The organism is Streptomyces capparidis (genome assembly GCF_054782095.1).
This window is the reverse complement of record NZ_BAAGTD010000005.1, coordinates 1-16718: the sequence shown is the minus strand read 5'-3', so window position 1 is coordinate 16718 and position 16718 is coordinate 1. Positions and strand designations below refer to the sequence as shown.

The window sequence follows — 16718 nt, the reverse complement described above, 5'->3', positions numbered from 1 at the left end:
GGCTCATGTGAAGCAGGACTGTAGACCTAACTCGTTAAAGGTCAAGGGTTCGCGGCGCTTGACAGCCCCGTGACCCGATTCACATGATGTGGGCCGATCACTCACGCCTAATACGAGTTAGGGCTTGCCCCATGACCGACTCGCAGCTCACCCGCCGCACCCTGCTGCGGTACGGCGCCTACGGCGCGGGAGCGGCCGCCCTGGCCGGAACCGCCGCCAACCGGGACCGCCTCACCGGTGCCGACATCCCCCACCGGGGCGACGACGCGCTGGTGGTGGCCACGCTCGGCACCGCCGTCGATCCCGCCGCGCAGCGTGCCCTCAGCAGCGGATTCCGCGCCCTCCACCCCGAGATCGAGGTTCGCCTGTTCCCCGTGCAGGCGACGGACTGGTCCGACTTCTTCGCCAAGATCCTCACGCTGATCGCCGCGGGGACCGCGCCCGACGTGGTCTATGTGGCCACCGAGGGGGTGCAGCTCTTCGCGCGGCGGCTCGGCGTGGCCCTGGACGACTGGGTGCGGCGGGACGCGCGGGAGCTGCGCGAGTACTTCGCCGACGTCCACCCCTCCCTGGTGGAGTCGATGATGTACGAGGGGAGCCTGTACCAACTGCCGCTGGAGTTCAACGCGGCCGACATGTACCTCAACACCGGGGTCGTGGCGCGCGCCGGGGCCGCCATGCCGCCGCCCGACTGGACGCGTGACGACTTCACCGCGCTGCTGCGCGCCATGAAGCGCTCCGGCGGCTCCGGATTCACCCCGTACTTCTGGACGAACCGGCTGTGGGGCGGCGTGGTGCCCTGGCTGTTCGCCAACGGCACCAACATCCTCGCGGAGTCCAAGGCACCCGGCGGCGAGTGGCTGTGGGACACCTTCTACCCCGCCGCGGAACGGCGCGGCCGGGGCGGCGGGTACCGGTGGACCGATCCGCAGGCCACCGACGACCGGGTCGAGGAGGTCTACGACTATCTGACGTCCCTGATCCGGGACGGCCTGTGCTCACGGCCCGAGGGCGGCGGCGGCACCAACCTCGTCGGGGTGTTCGCCAACGGACGGGTCGGGGTGACCCCGGCGGGCGGCTTCTGGGCGGGCGGCCTGCACACCGCGGGCATGTCCGCCGACGCCTACGACGTGCAGCACTTCCCGCGCTGGCGCACCCAGCGGCACCAGTACGGCGCGGCGGGCTACGCCCTGCTGCGCACCTCGAAGAAGCAGGACGCGGCCTGGGAGTTCATCAAGTACACCACCCGGCGCGAAGTCCTCGCCGAACTGTTCCGCACCAACGAGACCACCCCGGCGCGCCGGTCGATGGTCGACGCCGCGCGCTACCGCGAGACAGGCCCCGCGAACTGGCCGGTCTTCTACGACACCCTCGACCGCTTCCCCGACACCGGCCCGATCCCGGCGCCCCCGCAGGCCGCCGAGGTCGAACAGCTCCTGCTGAAGCACACCGGAACAGCCCTGGCCGACCCGGGCGCCGTCCGCCCGGCCCTGCGCCGGCTGCAACACGACCTGGAGGACGCCATGGAGCGTACGCGATGACGAACGTCCGGCTCACCGAGGAACGCCCGAGCCCGAGCACCGCCGCCCGGCGACCGCCCCCGCGGCACCACCCAGGACGTCGGCGCGCGTCCCGGGTGATGGCATGGCTGTTCCTGGCCCCCACCGTGATCGGCATCACCGTGTTCACCGTGGTGCCGATCGCGGGCTCCGTGGTCCTCAGCTTCTTCCACTGGGACGTGATCACCTCGCCGCGCTACGCGGGGACGGCCAACTACCGCGAGGTGTTCGCCGACCGGACGGTGCTGGTGTCCTTCCGCAACACGCTGGTCTTCATGGTGCTCGCCGTGGGCCTGCAACTGCTGCTGGCCCTGGCCCTCGCGCTCGCGGTCAACGGCCGGATGCCGGGCTGGCTGCGCTCGATGTTCCGCTCGGCGTTCTTCTTCCCGCTGATCCTGTCCGCCGCCTCCGTCTCGGTGGTGATGAAGTACCTGTTCAACCAGGACCTCGGAGTGGTGAACTGGCTGCTCGGCCAGGTCGGTGTCTCCCCGGTGCCCTGGCTGACCTCGGGGAACTCGGCGATGGCCGCGGTGGTGCTGGCCTATGTGTGGCAGCAGTTCGGCTTCTCGTTCCTCCTGTTCGTCGGCGGACTGAACAACATCCCCCGCGAGATCCACGAGGCCGCGTCGCTCGACGGCGCCACCGGACTGCGCAAACACCTCTCCGTCACCCTCCCGCTGCTGTCCCCGACGCTGCTCGTGGCCTCGGTCGTCGGCATCATCAACGCCCTCCAGGTGTTCGAGCAGCCGTACATCCTCACCGACGGCGGCCCCGGTGACTCCACGCGCACCGTGGTGATGGTCATCTACCAGACCGCGTTCGAGCAGTTGCGCTTCGGCGAGGCGTCCGCGGTCGGCGTCCTGCTGTTCGTGCTGATCATGGCGGTCACCGCCCTCCAGTTCCGGCTCAGCCGGCGCTTCGTCCACTACCAGTGAGCCGAGTGATTCCCTTGAGCCCGATACCCTCCCCCGGCCGTCTGCGCCACGGACTCGCCCCCTGGGCCAGAGTGACCGGCCTCGCGGTGTGCGCCCTGCTGACCCTGGGCCCGGTCATCTGGACGGTCTCCACCTCCCTGCGGCCCCCCGCCGAGTCCTTCGACCTGCCCCCGGAGATCATCCCGACCGATCCCACCACCGCGGCGTACGGCCAGGTGTTCGACACGATCGACGTGTGGCTGCTGGCCCTGAACTCCACCCTGGTGACCGGGCTGATCGCCGTGGGCCAGATGGTCACGGCGGGACTGGCCGGCTACGCGTTCGCCCGCCTGGACTTCCGCTTCAAGAAGGCGCTGTTCGGCCTGGTCCTGGCCACCATGATGGTCCCGCTCCAGGTCACCATCGTGCCCGTCTTCCTGGTGCTCAAGGAGATGAGCCTGACCGACACCCTGCTCGGCCTGATCATCCCCGCCTTCCCCACCGCTTTCGGCACCTTCCTGATGCGGCAGTACTTCCTGGCCATGCCGGCCGACCTCGGCGAGGCGGCCATGCTCGACGGCGCCGGCCCCTGGCGGATCTTCCGCTCGGTCTACGCGCCCCTCGCCGCCCCGGGCCTGGCCATCGTCGGCGTGCTCGCCTTCAACTACCACTGGAACGAGTTCTTCCGGCCGCTGATCCTGGAGGTCTCCACGGAGAACTTCACCCTGCCGCTCGGTCTGGTCTCGCTCCAGGGCAACCTCGGCACCGGCTCCATCTCCGTGGTGCTCGCCGGTGTCGTCCTTTCCATGATCCCGGCCGTGCTCGTCTTCGTGGTCGGCCAGCGCCCTCTGCGCGAGGGCATCTCCTCCGCCGGAGTCAACCGTTGAACCAGCAGCCCTCGTCCCACGACCCGCACGCGCCGCGCTTCCGGGTCCGACCGCCCGCCGCCTGGATCAACGACCCCAACGGGCCGTTCCGCTGGCGCGGCCGCCACCACCTCTTCTACCAGCACAACCCCGCCGCCCCCGAGCACGGCAACATCCACTGGGGGCACGTCTCCAGCCCCGACCTCGTCCGCTGGGACCACCACCCGATCGCCCTCACCCCGACCCCGGGCGGTCCGGACGAGGCCGGGTGCTGGTCCGGCTGCGTGGTCGACGACGACGGTGTCCCGACCGCCGTCTACACCGGCATCGACCGGAACCACACCGGCCTGGGCACCATCTGCCTGGCCCGCGCCGTGCCGGGCGACGACATGCTCACCGCGTGGGGGCCGGAGCCCGCGCCGGTGGTGACGGCACCGCCGCCCGGCCTGGACGTCACCATGTTCCGCGACCCGTTCGTCTTCCACCACGGCGGCCACCGCTGGGCCGCGGTCGGCGCGGGCCACGCCGACGGCACCCCCTCCGTCCTGCTGTACGCCTGCGACGACCTGCGCTCCTGGCGGTTCGCCGGTCTCCTGCTGGACGGCCACCACCCCCGCGCCGCCGAGGCGCTGGGCGAGGAGGCCACCGGCTGGGAGTGCCCCCAGCTCTTCGAGGCCGGCGACGGCCGCTGGGTGCTGGTGCTGTCCCTGTGGAACGGGCAGCCGCTGACCACCGCCCGGCTCACCGGCACCCTGCGCGCGGCCGGCCCCGGCGACCCCGCTCCCCGGTTCGAACCCCGCGGCGGAGGCCGCCTCGACCAGGGCCGGGACTTCTACGCCCCGGCCGTGCTCCAGCGGGACGGGGCCGGCCGGGTCCTGCTGTGGGGCTGGTCCTGGGAGGCCCGCGGCCAGGAGGAGGTGGACCGGGCCGGCTGGGCCGGGGTGCTGACCGCTCCCCGGGTGGTGGACGTCCGGGCCGACGGCGGCCTGTCCGTGTCACCGGCCCCCGAACTGCAACGGCTGCGCGCACCGGTGCCGTTCACGGCCGGCGACGGCTCGCCGGTCCCGCTCCCGGACGCGTACGAGCTGGTCGTCACCGCGACCGGACCCGCCACGGTGGAGGTGCTGCGCGCACCGGCCGGGAAGCGGGTGACGCTGACCCTCGACCCGGAGGCCGGGGCGGTGACGCTCGACCGGTCCGGCTGGCCCCGCGAGCGGCCCGGAGGCTCGGGCCCGCTCACCCTCACCACCCGGCCCGGGACGGCGGGGGGCGGGCTGACCGTCCAACTGCTGGTGGACGGCTCGCTGTTCGAGCTGTTCGCCGGGGACGCCGCCGTCGCCACCGAACGGATCTACCGGCGCCCGGGGGACGTCCCCGAGCTGACCGTGCGCGGCACGGGAGTCCGCGTCACGGGTTGGGAGCTGGTCCCACCGACCCTCGGCTGACGAGGTCGCAGCGCAGACGGTGCACGGTGACGGGCGGCTCGGTGTCGGAGTCGATCGCGTCCAGCAGCAGCCGCACGGCCGCCTCGCCCATCGCCCGGTGCGGCAGCGCGACGGTGGTCAGCGGCGGGCTGAGAAAGGCCGCCATGTGCTCCTGGTCGTCGTAGCCGACGACCGACAGCTCCTCGGGGACACGCAGCCCCAGGCGGGCGGCGGCGTGCAGGACACCCGCGGCCACCCGGTCGTTGAAGCAGACCACGCCGGTCGGGCGGCGGGCGGCGGGCACCTCCGCCAGCAGTGCCAGGCTCCCCTGGTAGCCGGAGGAGATCTCGCCGCCGCCGCGGACGATCCAGCCGTCGTCGACGGCGACCCCCGCGGCGTCCAGCGCCTCCCGGAAGCCGCGCAGCCGTTCCGCCGAGGCGATGTCGTCCGCCTCCAGCCCGCCCACCGAGGCGATCCTGCGGTGCCCGGCGTCCAGCAGCACCTGGGCCGCGGCGTGCCCCCCGGCGTGTTCCGCGGGGATCACCGCGGGCAGCGAGCCGTCGTCGGCCAGGCAGTTGGCCAGCACGGTCCGGGTGCGGCGCAGCCCGTCGGGGACGGTCACGGGGCGCAGCGACATCGCGGCGTAGACGATGCCGTCCACCCGGCGGTCCAGCAGCTCGGTGACGGCTGCCTCCTCCTTCTCCGGATCGCCGCCGGAATCGACCGTCACCACCAGGTGGTCCCGGTTCCACGCGGTCTCCATGGCGCCGCGCAGCAGCCGGCCGGCGAACGGCGATGACGCGATCTCGTCGGTGATCAGCCCCACGACGGCCGTCCGGCTGCGACGCAGCCCGCGCGCGACGGCGTTGGGCCGGTACCCCAGTTGCTCCGCCGCCGCCCGGATCCGCTCCTGGGTCCGCTCGGACAGGTTCCCCTTGGCCCGGCCGTTGAAGACGAACGAGACCGCCGTGTGCGACACACCCGCCAGTTGCGCCACGTCCCGGGACGTGGGGCGGCGGCCCGTCGCACCGTGTCGCGGCGGCACGGTTCGATCGGTGCCGTCCTGCCTCTCCATGGCGTCGAAGTCCTCGTCCGTCCGGGGCGGCGTCGCGCCCCATTCCATCCGCGTCCCGGGGCGGCGCGTCCCTGCCGCGCGCCCCGCCCGCCCAGCCTAAGGGGCCCAACCGGTGTCAGGAAGGACGGCCGGGAAGACGCTCCCGAGCAGGGGGCGGGGGAGGGTCCGCGGCGCCTCCGCCCGCCCGTACCCCGCCGGCACGTCCGCACCCGCGTCCCCGGCTCCCCGGGGCGGCGCACGCCACCCGCGCTCACCCGGCCGCCGCACCCGCCGACGCGGCCCGTGGAAGGTCAGGTGACCCGGAGGGCGGCGGCGGAGCGCTCGCCCGAGCCCCGGACGATCAGCCGGGTGGGGACGGTGACGACGCGGGCGCGGGAGCGGTCACCGTCCAGGCGGGCCAGCGCCGCGACCGCTGCCGCTCTGCCGATCTCCTCGGGGTTCTGGGCGACGACGGTCAGGGCGGGCTCGAGCACCTCGGCGAGCGGGACGTCGTCGAAGGCGACGAGGGCGACGTCCTTCCGCCCGCTGCGGGAGAGCTCGGCGATCACGCCCAGGGCGACCGTGTTGTTGCCGGCGAACAGCGCCGTGGGGGGATCCGGCAGGCCGAGCAACCGGGAGGTCGCGGTCCCGGCGGCGCTCCGGTCGTGGGCGTCGGCGACCAGGGACCGGTCGTGGGCGAGGCCCGCCTCCGCCAGGGCCGACCGGTACCCCTTCAGGCGTTCGCGGCGGGTGTGGAGGCCGAGGGGCAGGTCGCCGACGAACCCGATGCGCCGGTGGCCGTGGGCGATCAGATGGGCGACGCCGTCGTGGGCGCCCGCGCGGTTGGAGCTGACGACGCAGTCCGTGGTCAGGCCGGTCGCGGGGCGGTCGATGAAGACGACGGGCAGGCCCGCGGCGCGGTGGGGCTTGAGGTGGGAGTGGTCGGCGCCGACGGACGGCACGAGCATCAGCACGCTGACGCGACGGGCCAGGAACTTCTCCGTCAGCGCGCGTTCGCGGTCGGGGTCTTCCCCGGAGGACCCCATGAGCAGGGTCAGGCCGCGGTCGCGGACGGTGTCCTCGATGCCACCGGCCACGGCTCCGAAGAAGGGGTTGCCGAGATCCGGGACGACCAGCCCGACGGTGGTGTCGGGCCCGCCGACGCGGATGTTGCGCGCCATGAGGTTCGGCTGGAAGCCGAGCTTCGCCACGGCGGTGAGAACCCGCTCCCTGGTCCGGGCGGAGGCGGGCCCGTCCTCGTTGAGGACGCGGGAGACCGTCTTGGCGCTGACGCCCACTTCCCGGGCGACGTCTGCCAGGGTCGGGCGGCGGTTCGCTGCCATGGGGAAACGCTCTCCCGTGCTCGTCGGTTCGGGCCGCGGTCTCGGCCGGAACCGGTGGGTGCCGTCGGCCCCGCGTCATCCGGCCCGGACCCTCGCGGCCTTCGCCGCCCCAGGTCCGCCACGACAGTATCCCCGACCGCGTCCACGGTGAGCGGGTGCGCTCGGCATCCAGGTACCACCCCGCCGAACTGTCAACGATGACATGTGTCATCGTTGACACTGCCTGGCAAGGATGATGGACTCCGCATCCCGGCGACACCGACGCCTCACACCCGTCGCAGATCGGCACCGCCCGAGAGGCTGCCGCTCCCAAACCGAGCGACAGCCGGTGGTGTGGCGACAAGCCCGATCTGCCGTCCGCAGAGGAGAGCAGCCCATGAGCCCACGCGAGATCACCGTCCTGGGAGAGTGCGTCGCGGACGCGTTCGCCGAACCGGCCGACGACGCGAGCGAACTCGCCCTGCGGGTGCTGCCGGGCGGCGGGCCCGCCAACACGGCCGTGGCCCTGGCGCGGCTGGGCACCCCGGCCCGCTTCCTGGCACGTCTGTCCGGTGATGTGTTCGGCCGCCTCTTCCGGGCGCGCCTGGAGGGGTCCGGGGTGGACCTGTCGTACGCCGCCGCGGCCGCGGAGCCCAGCACGCTGGCCGTGGCGGAGTTGGACGACCAGGGCCAGGCGTCGTTCTCCTTCCACGCGCAGAACACGGCCGACTGGCAGTGGACCGCGGCGGAACTGGCCCGAGTGGACCTCTCCGCCACCGCCTGTGTGCACACCGGGTCGTTGGCCTTGGTCCGCGAGCCCGGCGCGGCGGTGGTGGAGGAGTTCCTGGCCGCGGCCGCCCCTCACGCCACTGTCAGCATCGACCCCAATGTCCGGCCGCTGCTGGTGCGCCCCGAGGTCTACCGTGCCCGGCTGGCGGACTGGTGCGGCCTCGCCGACGTGCTCCGGCTGAGCCTGGAGGACCTGCGTCTGCTCCTGCCGGACACGCCGCCCGAGCGGGCGTGCGACATCTGGCACGCCGCCGGGGCGCGGCTGGTCGTGATCACGCAGGGCACCGACGGTGTCCTGGCCTCACTCGACGGCGAACGGGTGCACGTGCCGGCGGTGGCGGTGGAGGTCGTGGACACGGTCGGCGCGGGAGACTCCTTCACCGCCGGCCTGCTGCACCGGCTCGGCGCCCGCGGGCTGCTCGGCGGCCGGCTGGCGGACATCCGTCTCGACGACGTCGCCGAAGCCTGCCGGTTCGGCACCCGGGTCGCGGCCCTGACCTGCTCGGTCGCCGGGCCGAATCCGCCGTGGCAGCACCAGTTGGCGCCACTCGCGACCACCGGCCCCCGGCGGGAGGCGGACCCCGCCCGCTGATCCCTCCCGGACGGCTGCCGCCGCCCGGGCGCCGCTCGGCCCGGCGTCGAGACAGACCGTGGAAGCGCTCCTCGTCGGGGCGGCGGGTAGGGTTCGAGGGGAGGTGCGGGGGATGAGTTTCCGGTTGGCGGCATACGCCGTGTGCGTCGAGGGCGGGCGGGTGCTGCTCGCCCGTCACGTGTCGCCGGAGGGCGAGAGCAACTGGTCGCTTCCGGGCGGTGGGGTGGAGCACGGGGAGGATCCGTTCGACGCGGTGATCAGGGAGGTCGCCGAGGAGACCGGCTGCGACGCGGTGGTCGAACGCCTGCTGGGCGTGGACTCCAGGGTGATCCCCGCGGCCGAACGTGCCGTCCCCGGTGGATCGGACCACCAGAATGTCGGCATCTTTTATCAGGTCCGCATCACCGGCGGCCGACTCCGGCCGGAGCCGGGCGGCGGAGTCGCCGAGTCGGTCTGGACTCCGCTTCCCGACGTCGCCGGACTGCGCCGGTCATCGCTGGTCGACATCGGCCTCGCACTGGCCCGCACGCTTCCGGCGACCGGCCACGTCGCTCACGTCCCGGTCGGCGGCCTGATCCAGCACTGAGGCGCCGTCACCATCCCGATCGGCCGACCCGGGAGCCCGGCCCGCCTTGTCGCGCCCGGCCCTCTCCCGACAGCCAGGACGGCGGGGCGTGGGGCGTGGGGGGTCAGGAATCGGCGGCGGCTCGTTCGGACTCGCTGCGCAGCACGCAGAACTCGTTGCCTTCGGGATCAGCGAGGATCACCCAGCCCGAACCATCGGCATTCCGGTGATCGGCGACAAAGGTGGCGCCGAGGCCCAGGAGCCGGTCCACCTCCTGCTCGCGCGTGGTCTCGGGGCGCAGACACAGGTGGATCCGATTCTTGATCGTCTTGGTCTCGGGCACCTGGTTGAAGTACAGGACCGGGCCCTCCGCCAGCGGCACCTGAGTCTCCCGGTCACCCGGCCTGTCCTCCGGATGCATGGGACGGCCGGTCACACCGCTCCAAAACCGGGCCAGCTCGTACGCATCCGCACAGTCGATCGCCACGTTCTGCACTACCGAAACCATGCGCGCGATCCTTCCCGATCTCCACGCCGAACGCCACCGATGCGCGCGTGTTCTCCGCGTACCCGGCGGCAGGCGCTCGGCGGCATTCGATCGCGAGCGAGGCACCGCGCACTCACCGCCCTCCGGCGGGAAGTCACCACAACCCGCCGAACTCACCAGCCCGACGGTGCGGAAACTCGCCGTCCCCGGGGGCGGCGCGTCCCCACCCGGGGAGGCGCCCACCGACGCTCCGGCACCACCGGACAACGCCGAACCCACCCGCCGCGCTCGCCGCTCCGGGCTGCGACGATCCGGACTGCGACCAGCAGCCGCCCACCGACCCGACCGCCCATCCCGCCCACGGGAAGGTCGGTGGGAAGAAGACCGCCGGGGAAGAAGGCGGTGCCGCTGCCGCCCCTGCTGGGTCCGGGCCGCCTACCCGGGCACCTGCCCGTCTGCTTCGAGGACCGGCAAGGGTGGAGCCATCACGATGGCCGCCGGCGGCTCGGGACACCCGGCTGCGCACCGGAAGCCTCTCGTTCCCGGTCAGGAGCGCTTCTCCGTCGTCATCGACCCCGGACAGCCCGCCTCGTGCGAGCGCGAGGCCAGGTGTGCCGTCCCGGGGCACGTGGCTGGGATGCGCGTCGCCCCGGGCTCGGGCCGGGCCGACGCCAGGGCAGGGCGGCGCCCTGCCCGAGGGTCACAGTCCCCAGCGCTGGTAATTGCCGCCGTTGCAGCCCAGGGTGTAGACCTCACCGCCCGTGTTGCTGTCCAGGCACCTGCCCGTGGCCAGGTTCCGCCACACCACGATGTTGGTGCCCGATACCTGTGCCCTCCAGCGCTGGTAGTTGCCGCCGTTGCAGCCCAGCGTGTAGACGTCACCGGCGCCGTTGCTGTCCAGGCACCTGCCCGTGGCCACGTTCCTGACCTCTGCGCCCCCGGTGTGGTCGTACTGCACCGACCAGAGCTGGTAGTTGCCGCCGTTGCAGCCCAGGGTGTAGACGTCACCGGCGCCGTTGCTGTCCAGGCACCTGCCCGTCGCCACGTTCACGTTCCGCGTCTGCGAGGCAGCGGAGGCCGGGCTGGACAACGTTCCCACCAGGGCGCACGCCACGCCCACGGTGGCCAGTAGGGTCGTTCGTAACCGCATGACTGAACCTCCTGCTTGTCTCGGATGAGATGGGGTCCTCGCGTGCTGCTCACGGCGGCGCTGCTCCGGGCCTCGCGGGAGAACACGAGGTCCCCTCATACGGCACGACCACGTCCAGGGCCCGGCGCGAAATGTGCGGCCGTCCCAGGACACGCGTCCGTGCTCGCCACTGCTGTACGCCGTCGCATCGAAGGCGACGTCGCAGTCTCCCAGGCGGTTGGGCAACCCCGCCAGAGCACATTGGGCCAAGGCGACCGCCATGTCCTCGCCTTCCCCGCGGACCTGGACCGCCGCCTCGGATCAGCGCTTCAACCCCGTGGCGCGTCGTCGCAGGTGACCAATTTCGGGGCCTGTGAGGCAGGGAGTCCCAGGGGCGCCAGGTGTTTGTCGTAGGAGCGTCGCCATGCTCCGCTGCCGGCGTAGTGCTGTAGCGAGTCGCACACCGCCTGCCGGAGCGCCACGTCACCGCGCGCTGTCGCGACCCCGTACGCCTCCCTGCCGAACCGGGCATCGAGCAGGCGCAACCGGTCCCGGTGCCGGTAGGAGAGCCCGGCGAGGATGACATCGTCCCCGGACACCGCCTCCACGGCGTTGTCGGCCAGGTCGCTCACACACTCCCGGTGGCTTCTGCGCAAAGTGACGTCGACCCGCGGGTACTGCTCGCGCAGCAGGAGCTCGGAGCTGGAATCCCGCACCGTGCAGACCATCCGGCCGTCCAGGTCCTCCGGACCGTCGCCCCCCGGTCCGTCGCGGCGCAGCAGGAAGCTCTGCCCGGCCAGCAGGTACGGTCCGGCGAAGTCGACCTGCCTCTGCCGGGCCGCGGTGATGCCGTAGCCGGCGACAATGAGGTCCACGTTGCCTCTCTTCAAGTGGAGCTCCCGGCTGTGCGAAGACACGGGGATGAACCGCGTGCGTTCGAAGCCGAGGTCTGAGGCGAGGTGTCGGGCGAGGTCCGCCTCGAAGCCCCGGTAGGAGTCCCTGGCGGAGTCCAGGACGCTCATTCCGGGCTGGTCGGCCTGGACCCCGACGGCCAGGTAGCCGCGCTTCCTCGCCTCCTGGTAGGTCGCCGAGCCGCTGAGCGGGTCGGTGCCGCCGCGCCAGCGGTCGTATGCCGCCTGGGTGACGTTGAACAGGAGCAGCAGGCACAGTGCGACCGCGGGCAACCCCAACAGCTTCCGCCGCCGCCGCACGGCTTGAGCGCTGGCGTGCAGGAACTCACGTTCCACGGGGGTGGTGTCGGTGTGGTGGGCGGGGTCGGTGGCCCAGTCTCGGGTGAGACCCAGGCGGGCGCCGCGGTAGAGCCGGGCGGGATCGCGGCCTGCCCGTTCCCAGGCGTCGGCGGCATGGGCGAGCTGTTGGTGGATGTGCAGCGCGGACCGTTCGGTGTCGATCCACTCGCGAAGCCGTGGCCAGGCGTGCAGGAGTGCCTCATGGGTGATCTCTACGGTGTCGGCCTGGAGGGTGACCAGCCGGGCGCGGGCCAGGGCTTCCAGGACCGTGGCCGCGATGTCCGGGTCCGGCAGGCCGTGGAACAGGCGGGTGCGGCCGATCCGGCGACGGGTGTCCTGGGTGCCCTCTCCGACGTGCACCAAACGCAGCATCAGCAACCGGGCCACCTGCTGTCCGGTGGCGTCGAACCGGCTGTAGGCCGCCTCGGCGGTGGTGGCGACCGCGCCCCGGACACTGCCCGCCGCCAGATAGCCCGCCACGGTCAGCGTACGGTCCTCGCGGTGCTGCCAGGTGGCGCGCAGGGCGTGGGCGAGCAGCGGCAGCGCCCCCGGGTCGTGGTCCTGTCCGGCGCGGTCGGCACCCAGATCGCGCAGCAGGACCTCGATCAGTCCAGGTTGCAGCGCCGAGCCGGTGAGTTGGGCGGGCTTCGCGATGGCCTCGCGCAACTCGGGGGCGGTCATCGGTCCGACGAACAGGGGAGTGCTGTGCAGGGCGGACCGCAGTTCGGGAAAGGTGGCGCAGTGGTCGTGGAAATCCGATCGCAGGCCCAGGACCACCAGCGCCGGGGGTTCACCGCCGTCGCCGTCGGCGGCGGCGCACAGGGCGCGGATGAACACTTGGCGCTCGTGCGCGTCGGCGCACTGGGTGAAGGTCTCCTCGAACTGGTCCACCACCAGCACCAGCCGCGTCCCGGTGATCGCCGCTCGGCCGGCTCGGGCCCGCAGCATCTCGCGGATGGCGGCGGCGAGCCGGCGCGGGTCGTCGGCCAGTTCCTCGCGCAGTGCCGCCCCCGGCCCGCCGGTCAGCCCCGCCAGGCGGTCGGCCAGTTCCCGCAACGGGTGCTCGGTCGGGGTGAACAGCAGGTGCGGCCATGTCTGGGAGCCGGGCACCGGCACCGCGCCCTTGCCCAGGGCGGACAGCAGGCCCGCGCCCAGCAGAGAGGACTTCCCGGCCCCGGAGGGCCCCACCATGAACAGCGGGACGATCGCGTCCATGCACCCGGCCAGCCTTTCGGCCAGCTCGTTGATCAACCGTTCCCGGCCGAAGAACCACTGCATCTGGCCCGGGCCGAACGCGGCCAGGCCCGGGTAGGGGCAGGTGTGCGGCAGCGCGTCGCGCGGGGCCGGCGTCGGTGCGGGCGCCGGCGGTGGCGGCCGGTAGGCGGGGTTCGGACCCAGCACCAGGTCCTCGATCCACTCGCTGGCGCGGCGGCGGGGGCGCGGGAAGCCCCGCGCGGGCAGCGTCCGGTTCAGGTACCGGTACGCGTGGCCCAGCGTCAGATGCTGCGGGCCTTCCGGATCGCCTTCGGTGAGCAGACGGATCAACTCGCCGGTGAACGCGGTGTGCGGGGCTCCGGGCGTGGCCAGGGCCAGCTCGTCCCGGGCCGCGGCGGCCAGCACGTACCCGCCGTGGACCCGGGCCAAGTCCACCTCCTGCTCTTCGGCGGCGCCCAGCACCCCCACAGCCCGCCCGGAGAAACAGCAGTCGAGCACAACGACGATGGACCGAGCCGCGGTTTGCAGCAGGGAGCCGCGGACCGCCGTGTAGGCCAGCGCGGTGTAGGCCACCCAGCCCGGGCGCGGATCGGTGGCGGCCGTGGCCAGATACAGGTCGCCGGCGGGGCCGACCAGCCCGTGCCCCACGTAGTAGACCCACAGCACGTCCTCGGCGTGCTCAGCCTCCTGCGCGATCGCGATCCCCAGCTCCGTCGGGTTCGCCGGGTCGCGCACCACGCGCAGGTTCTCCTGCGCCAGCCCGCACCGCTCGACCAGCACCTGCCCGAGGTCGGCCAAGGTGCCCATCACCGCCGGAACCGGCGGCAGGCCGGAGGCCGCGCTGTGGGCGCCGGTGCCGATCAGCAGCACCCGCGTCCCCGGCGCGCTCAACCTCGTCATCGGGATCTACTGACCGGGTGCTGCGCCCGCACCGGCTCCGTCGTCCGCGGCAGCCCCGGGGTCGTCGACCAGTGTCTCGGCCAGCTCGGAGACCAGCTCCCGCACCTGTGCCACGTCCGTGCCGCGCACCCGCTGGGCCGAGACCTCCACGCTGGACCCGTCCGGCCGGGTCAGCTTGCACACCACCTCACCTGTGCGGTGCCGCATCCAGGCGATGACAGCGCTCGCCAGCACCGCCGACGCCCCACCCGGGGCCAGCACGACCGCCAGCGTCTCCGGCACCGAGCCGAGGGCGCCGGGCGGTGGCGCCGACTGCACCAGCCGCACCCGGCCCCGCAACTCCTCCTCCGCGACCAGCCACCCATGCAGGGAACGCAGCTCATCCGCCGCCCCTGCCCCCATGACCGCGACCGTCACATCCACCCACGCCCCCACAACCCGCGTCAGGCCGTCTCGGCCCTCTGCCGTCACCCTGCGGTCAGCCACCGAATCGTCCACAGCACTGCCGACCGTAGCGGAAAACCCACGCCCGGTTAACGAGTCAGCACGACAAAGGGTCCTCGGGCGGTTCCGGTGCTGTGCAGCGGCCCACAACGCCGGGCAGCCCGACCACCCCCGCCCTACGCGCCACCACCCCCGGCCGACCCGCCCAGGCGCTCCAACATCCGCGCTGCCACCTCGTGCCCGGCCCGCGCCGCACCCTCCAGCACCACCACGGCCTCCCCCACCCGCCCCATCCCGCCGAGCAGGATCCCGAGGTTGTAGGCGGCGTCGAGGTCTCCGGCCCCGGCCGCGGCGCGGTAGAGGGTTTCGGCTTCGTCCAGCCGCCCGGTCAGGTGGAGCAGGAGACCGAGGTTGTGGGCGGCCTTGGTGTGTCCGGCGTCGGCCGCGGTGCGCCAAGCGGTTTCGGCTTCCTCCCGCCGCCCGGTCTTGTGGAACAGGAGGCCGAGGTTGTAGGCGGCGTCGGGGTGCCCGGTGTCGGCCGCGGCGCGGTAGAGGGTTTCGGCTTCGTCCAGCCGCCCGGTCTGATGGAGCACGACGCCGAGGTTGTGGGCGGCCGCGGTGTGTCCCGCCTCGGCCGCGGTGCGCCAGGGAGTTTCGGCTTCCTCCCGGCGTCCGGTCCTGTGGAGCAGCAGGCCGAGGTTGTAGGCGGCGTCGAGGTGTCCGGCGTCGGCCGCGGTGCGCCAGGCGGTCTCGGCTTCCTCCTGCCGTCCGGTCTCGTGGAGCAGGAGGCCGAGGTTGTGGGCGGCTTTGATGTGACCGGCGTCGGCCGCGGTGCGCCACGCGGCTTCGGCTTCCTCCACCCGCCCGGTCCGGTGGAACAGGAGGCCCAGGTTGAAGGCGGCGTCGAGGTTTCCGGTGTCGGCCGCGGTGCGCCAAGTGGTCTCGGCTTCCTCCTGCCGTCCGGTCTCCTGGAGCAGGAGGCCGAGGTTGGTCGCGGCGTCGGGGTTCCCCGTGTCGGCCGCGGTGCGGTAGAGGGTTTCGGCTTCCGCCGGCCGTCCGGTCCTGTGGAGCAGCAGACCGAGGTTGTAGGCGGCTTTGGCGTGTCCGGCATCGGCCGCGGTGCGGTAGAGGGTTTCGGCCTCCTCCAGCCGCCCGGCCTCGTGGAGCAGGAGACCGAGGTTGAAAGCGGCGTCGAGGTGTCCGGCGTGGGCCGCGGTGCGCCAGGCGGTCTCGGCTTCCGCCGGCCGCCCGGTCTCCTGGAGCAGATTCCCGAGGATGAAGGCGGCGTCGAGGTGCCCGGCGTCGGCCGCGGTGCGCCAGGCGGTCTCGGCGATGTCCATGGCGCGGTGCTGGTAGGCGTGCAGGCCGATGACGAACCGCGTGCTGCTGTCGGTGGTGTGGTCGAGTGCGGTGTGCCAGGCCGCCTCGGGTACGGGGCCGGTGGTGTGGTCGACGAGGTAGTCGAACGCCTGCCACGCTCCTGCCTGCGGCCCGTCGGGATCCCCGCCGGTGTCCGCGGGGTTGAGCAGGCCGGTGGCGCCGTACCGCACCCGCGCCGCCCACTCCAGCGCGCCCTCCACCGGTTCGGGACGCAGCCGGGCGCCACCCTTTTCCCTCAGGTAGCGGCCGTGGAGCCCGACGAGGACCTCGGTGCTGTACGGGCCGCGCAGCCCGGTGCGGGCCAGGTCGACGGCGGCGGCGACCAAGGCGGCACCGCGGGGGTGGCCGGCACCCCAAGCACGGTGCCACTGGGTCAGCAGCGCGGGCCCGGCGGCGAGGTACTCGGCGATCCCGTGGGAGCCGTGGTGGACGGTGGCGTCCACGATCCGCTCATCCTCGCACTCCCCGGCCCGCCCCAACTCGGCGCTGCTCCAGACGCGGTCGAGCTCGATCGGCTGGACCTGGTTGAGGACCTTCGCGCCGAGGTCGGCGGCCAGGTACCGGGCCGGGTCCCCCGTCTCGGCGGCCCGGTCGGCCTCAGGCCGGGTGAACGCCTCCCACTGCCGCGCTCGCATCGTGGCCAGCACCGGCACCCGCAGCCGCACCAGCTCCGCCAGCAACCCCGGCTCCAAAGCCCCGGGGCCGAGGTACTTCTCCACATCGTCCAGCCACACCACACAGGACACACCGCTGCGTTCGATGGTCTCCACCGCCGCGGGCAGTTCGGTGCCGACGGTGGGGGTGAGGACGCGGTGTTCCGGCAGGGTG

The 16718-nt window shown here is 73.1% G+C and carries 12 protein-coding genes and 1 pseudogene; 6 read left to right on the top strand and 7 right to left on the bottom strand.

Annotated elements, in window-relative coordinates; translation table 11 throughout:
* The first annotated feature begins 131 nt into the window (after positions 1-131).
* Genes ACYVO2_RS06035 through ACYVO2_RS06020 form a run of 4 tightly spaced genes read left to right on the top strand, consistent with a single transcriptional unit; the run spans position 132 to position 4784 of the window.
* Positions 132-1541, top strand: coding sequence for an extracellular solute-binding protein (locus tag ACYVO2_RS06035; RefSeq protein ID WP_461006542.1), 1410 nt, complete (start codon positions 132-134; stop codon positions 1539-1541).
* The gene (locus tag ACYVO2_RS06030; protein WP_461006541.1) at positions 1538-2494 is read left to right on the top strand and encodes a carbohydrate ABC transporter permease; all 957 of its coding nucleotides are present in this window, start codon (positions 1538-1540) and stop codon (positions 2492-2494) included. The genes ACYVO2_RS06035 and ACYVO2_RS06030 overlap by 4 nt, the downstream gene beginning before the upstream one ends.
* A gap of 41 nt (positions 2495-2535) precedes the next feature.
* On the top strand, positions 2536-3360 hold the full coding sequence (locus ACYVO2_RS06025) for a carbohydrate ABC transporter permease (protein WP_461006731.1): 825 nt from the start codon (positions 2536-2538) through the stop codon (positions 3358-3360).
* Positions 3357-4784, top strand: a complete 1428-nt coding sequence (locus tag ACYVO2_RS06020; protein ID WP_461006540.1) for a glycoside hydrolase family 32 protein — start codon at positions 3357-3359, stop codon at positions 4782-4784. Before ACYVO2_RS06025 ends, ACYVO2_RS06020 begins: the two co-directional genes overlap by 4 nt.
* Here the strand turns inward: ACYVO2_RS06020 and ACYVO2_RS06015 are convergent.
* Positions 4747-5838: a LacI family DNA-binding transcriptional regulator gene (locus ACYVO2_RS06015; RefSeq protein WP_461006539.1), complete on the bottom strand. Its 1092-nt coding sequence runs from the start codon at positions 5836-5838 to the stop codon at positions 4747-4749. The two genes, ACYVO2_RS06020 and ACYVO2_RS06015, sit on opposite strands and share 38 nt — an antisense overlap.
* A 290-nt stretch (positions 5839-6128) precedes the next feature.
* Positions 6129-7160: a LacI family DNA-binding transcriptional regulator gene (locus ACYVO2_RS06010; protein ID WP_461006538.1), complete on the bottom strand. Its 1032-nt coding sequence runs from the start codon at positions 7158-7160 to the stop codon at positions 6129-6131.
* Between the two features lie 376 nt (positions 7161-7536).
* Here ACYVO2_RS06010 and ACYVO2_RS06005 point away from each other — a divergent pair, with 376 nt between their 5' ends.
* On the top strand, positions 7537-8520 hold the full coding sequence (locus ACYVO2_RS06005; RefSeq protein WP_461006537.1) for a carbohydrate kinase family protein: 984 nt from the start codon (positions 7537-7539) through the stop codon (positions 8518-8520).
* Positions 8521-8632: 112 nt separating this feature from the next.
* Positions 8633-8983 (top strand): annotated as a pseudogene (locus tag ACYVO2_RS06000) (NUDIX hydrolase); the annotation flags it as partial.
* A 226-nt stretch (positions 8984-9209) separates the two neighbouring features.
* On the opposite strand, the gene ACYVO2_RS05995 reads toward ACYVO2_RS06000, so the two are convergent.
* The 5 genes from ACYVO2_RS05995 to ACYVO2_RS05975 all read right to left on the bottom strand — a co-directional run.
* Complete coding sequence (locus ACYVO2_RS05995) at positions 9210-9593, bottom strand: VOC family protein (protein ID WP_461006536.1); 384 nt, start codon at positions 9591-9593, stop codon at positions 9210-9212.
* 679 nt (positions 9594-10272) lie between these two features.
* Positions 10273-10722, bottom strand: coding sequence for an RICIN domain-containing protein (locus ACYVO2_RS05990; protein WP_461006535.1), 450 nt, complete (start codon positions 10720-10722; stop codon positions 10273-10275).
* A 308-nt stretch (positions 10723-11030) separates the two neighbouring features.
* Positions 11031-14066, bottom strand: coding sequence for a caspase, EACC1-associated type (locus ACYVO2_RS05985; RefSeq protein WP_461006534.1), 3036 nt, complete (start codon positions 14064-14066; stop codon positions 11031-11033).
* A 6-nt stretch (positions 14067-14072) separates the two neighbouring features.
* A complete protein-coding gene (locus tag ACYVO2_RS05980; RefSeq protein ID WP_461006533.1) occupies positions 14073-14468 on the bottom strand; it encodes an effector-associated constant component EACC1 in 396 nt (131 codons plus the stop codon).
* Between the two features lie 218 nt (positions 14469-14686).
* A partial coding sequence (locus tag ACYVO2_RS05975) for a tetratricopeptide repeat protein (protein WP_461006532.1) occupies positions 14687-16718 on the bottom strand: 2032 nt, incomplete at its 5' end.

Bases quoted from the DNA above. Each gene is read 5' to 3' on its own strand.
- ACYVO2_RS06035 (WP_461006542.1), top strand. From the start codon at position 132: ATGACCGACTCGCAGCTCACCCGCCGCACCCTGCTGCGGTACGGCGCC.
- ACYVO2_RS06030 (WP_461006541.1), top strand. From the start codon at position 1,538: ATGACGAACGTCCGGCTCACCGAGGAACGCCCGAGCCCGAGCACCGCC.
- ACYVO2_RS06015 (WP_461006539.1), bottom strand. From the start codon at position 5,838: ATGGAGAGGCAGGACGGCACCGATCGAACCGTGCCGCCGCGACACGGT.
- ACYVO2_RS06010 (WP_461006538.1), bottom strand. From the start codon at position 7,160: ATGGCAGCGAACCGCCGCCCGACCCTGGCAGACGTCGCCCGGGAAGTG.
- ACYVO2_RS06005 (WP_461006537.1), top strand. From the start codon at position 7,537: ATGAGCCCACGCGAGATCACCGTCCTGGGAGAGTGCGTCGCGGACGCG.
- ACYVO2_RS05995 (WP_461006536.1), bottom strand. From the start codon at position 9,593: ATGGTTTCGGTAGTGCAGAACGTGGCGATCGACTGTGCGGATGCGTAC.
- ACYVO2_RS05990 (WP_461006535.1), bottom strand. From the start codon at position 10,722: ATGCGGTTACGAACGACCCTACTGGCCACCGTGGGCGTGGCGTGCGCC.
- ACYVO2_RS05985 (WP_461006534.1), bottom strand. From the start codon at position 14,066: ATGACGAGGTTGAGCGCGCCGGGGACGCGGGTGCTGCTGATCGGCACC.
- ACYVO2_RS05980 (WP_461006533.1), bottom strand. From the start codon at position 14,468: ATGGGGGCAGGGGCGGCGGATGAGCTGCGTTCCCTGCATGGGTGGCTG.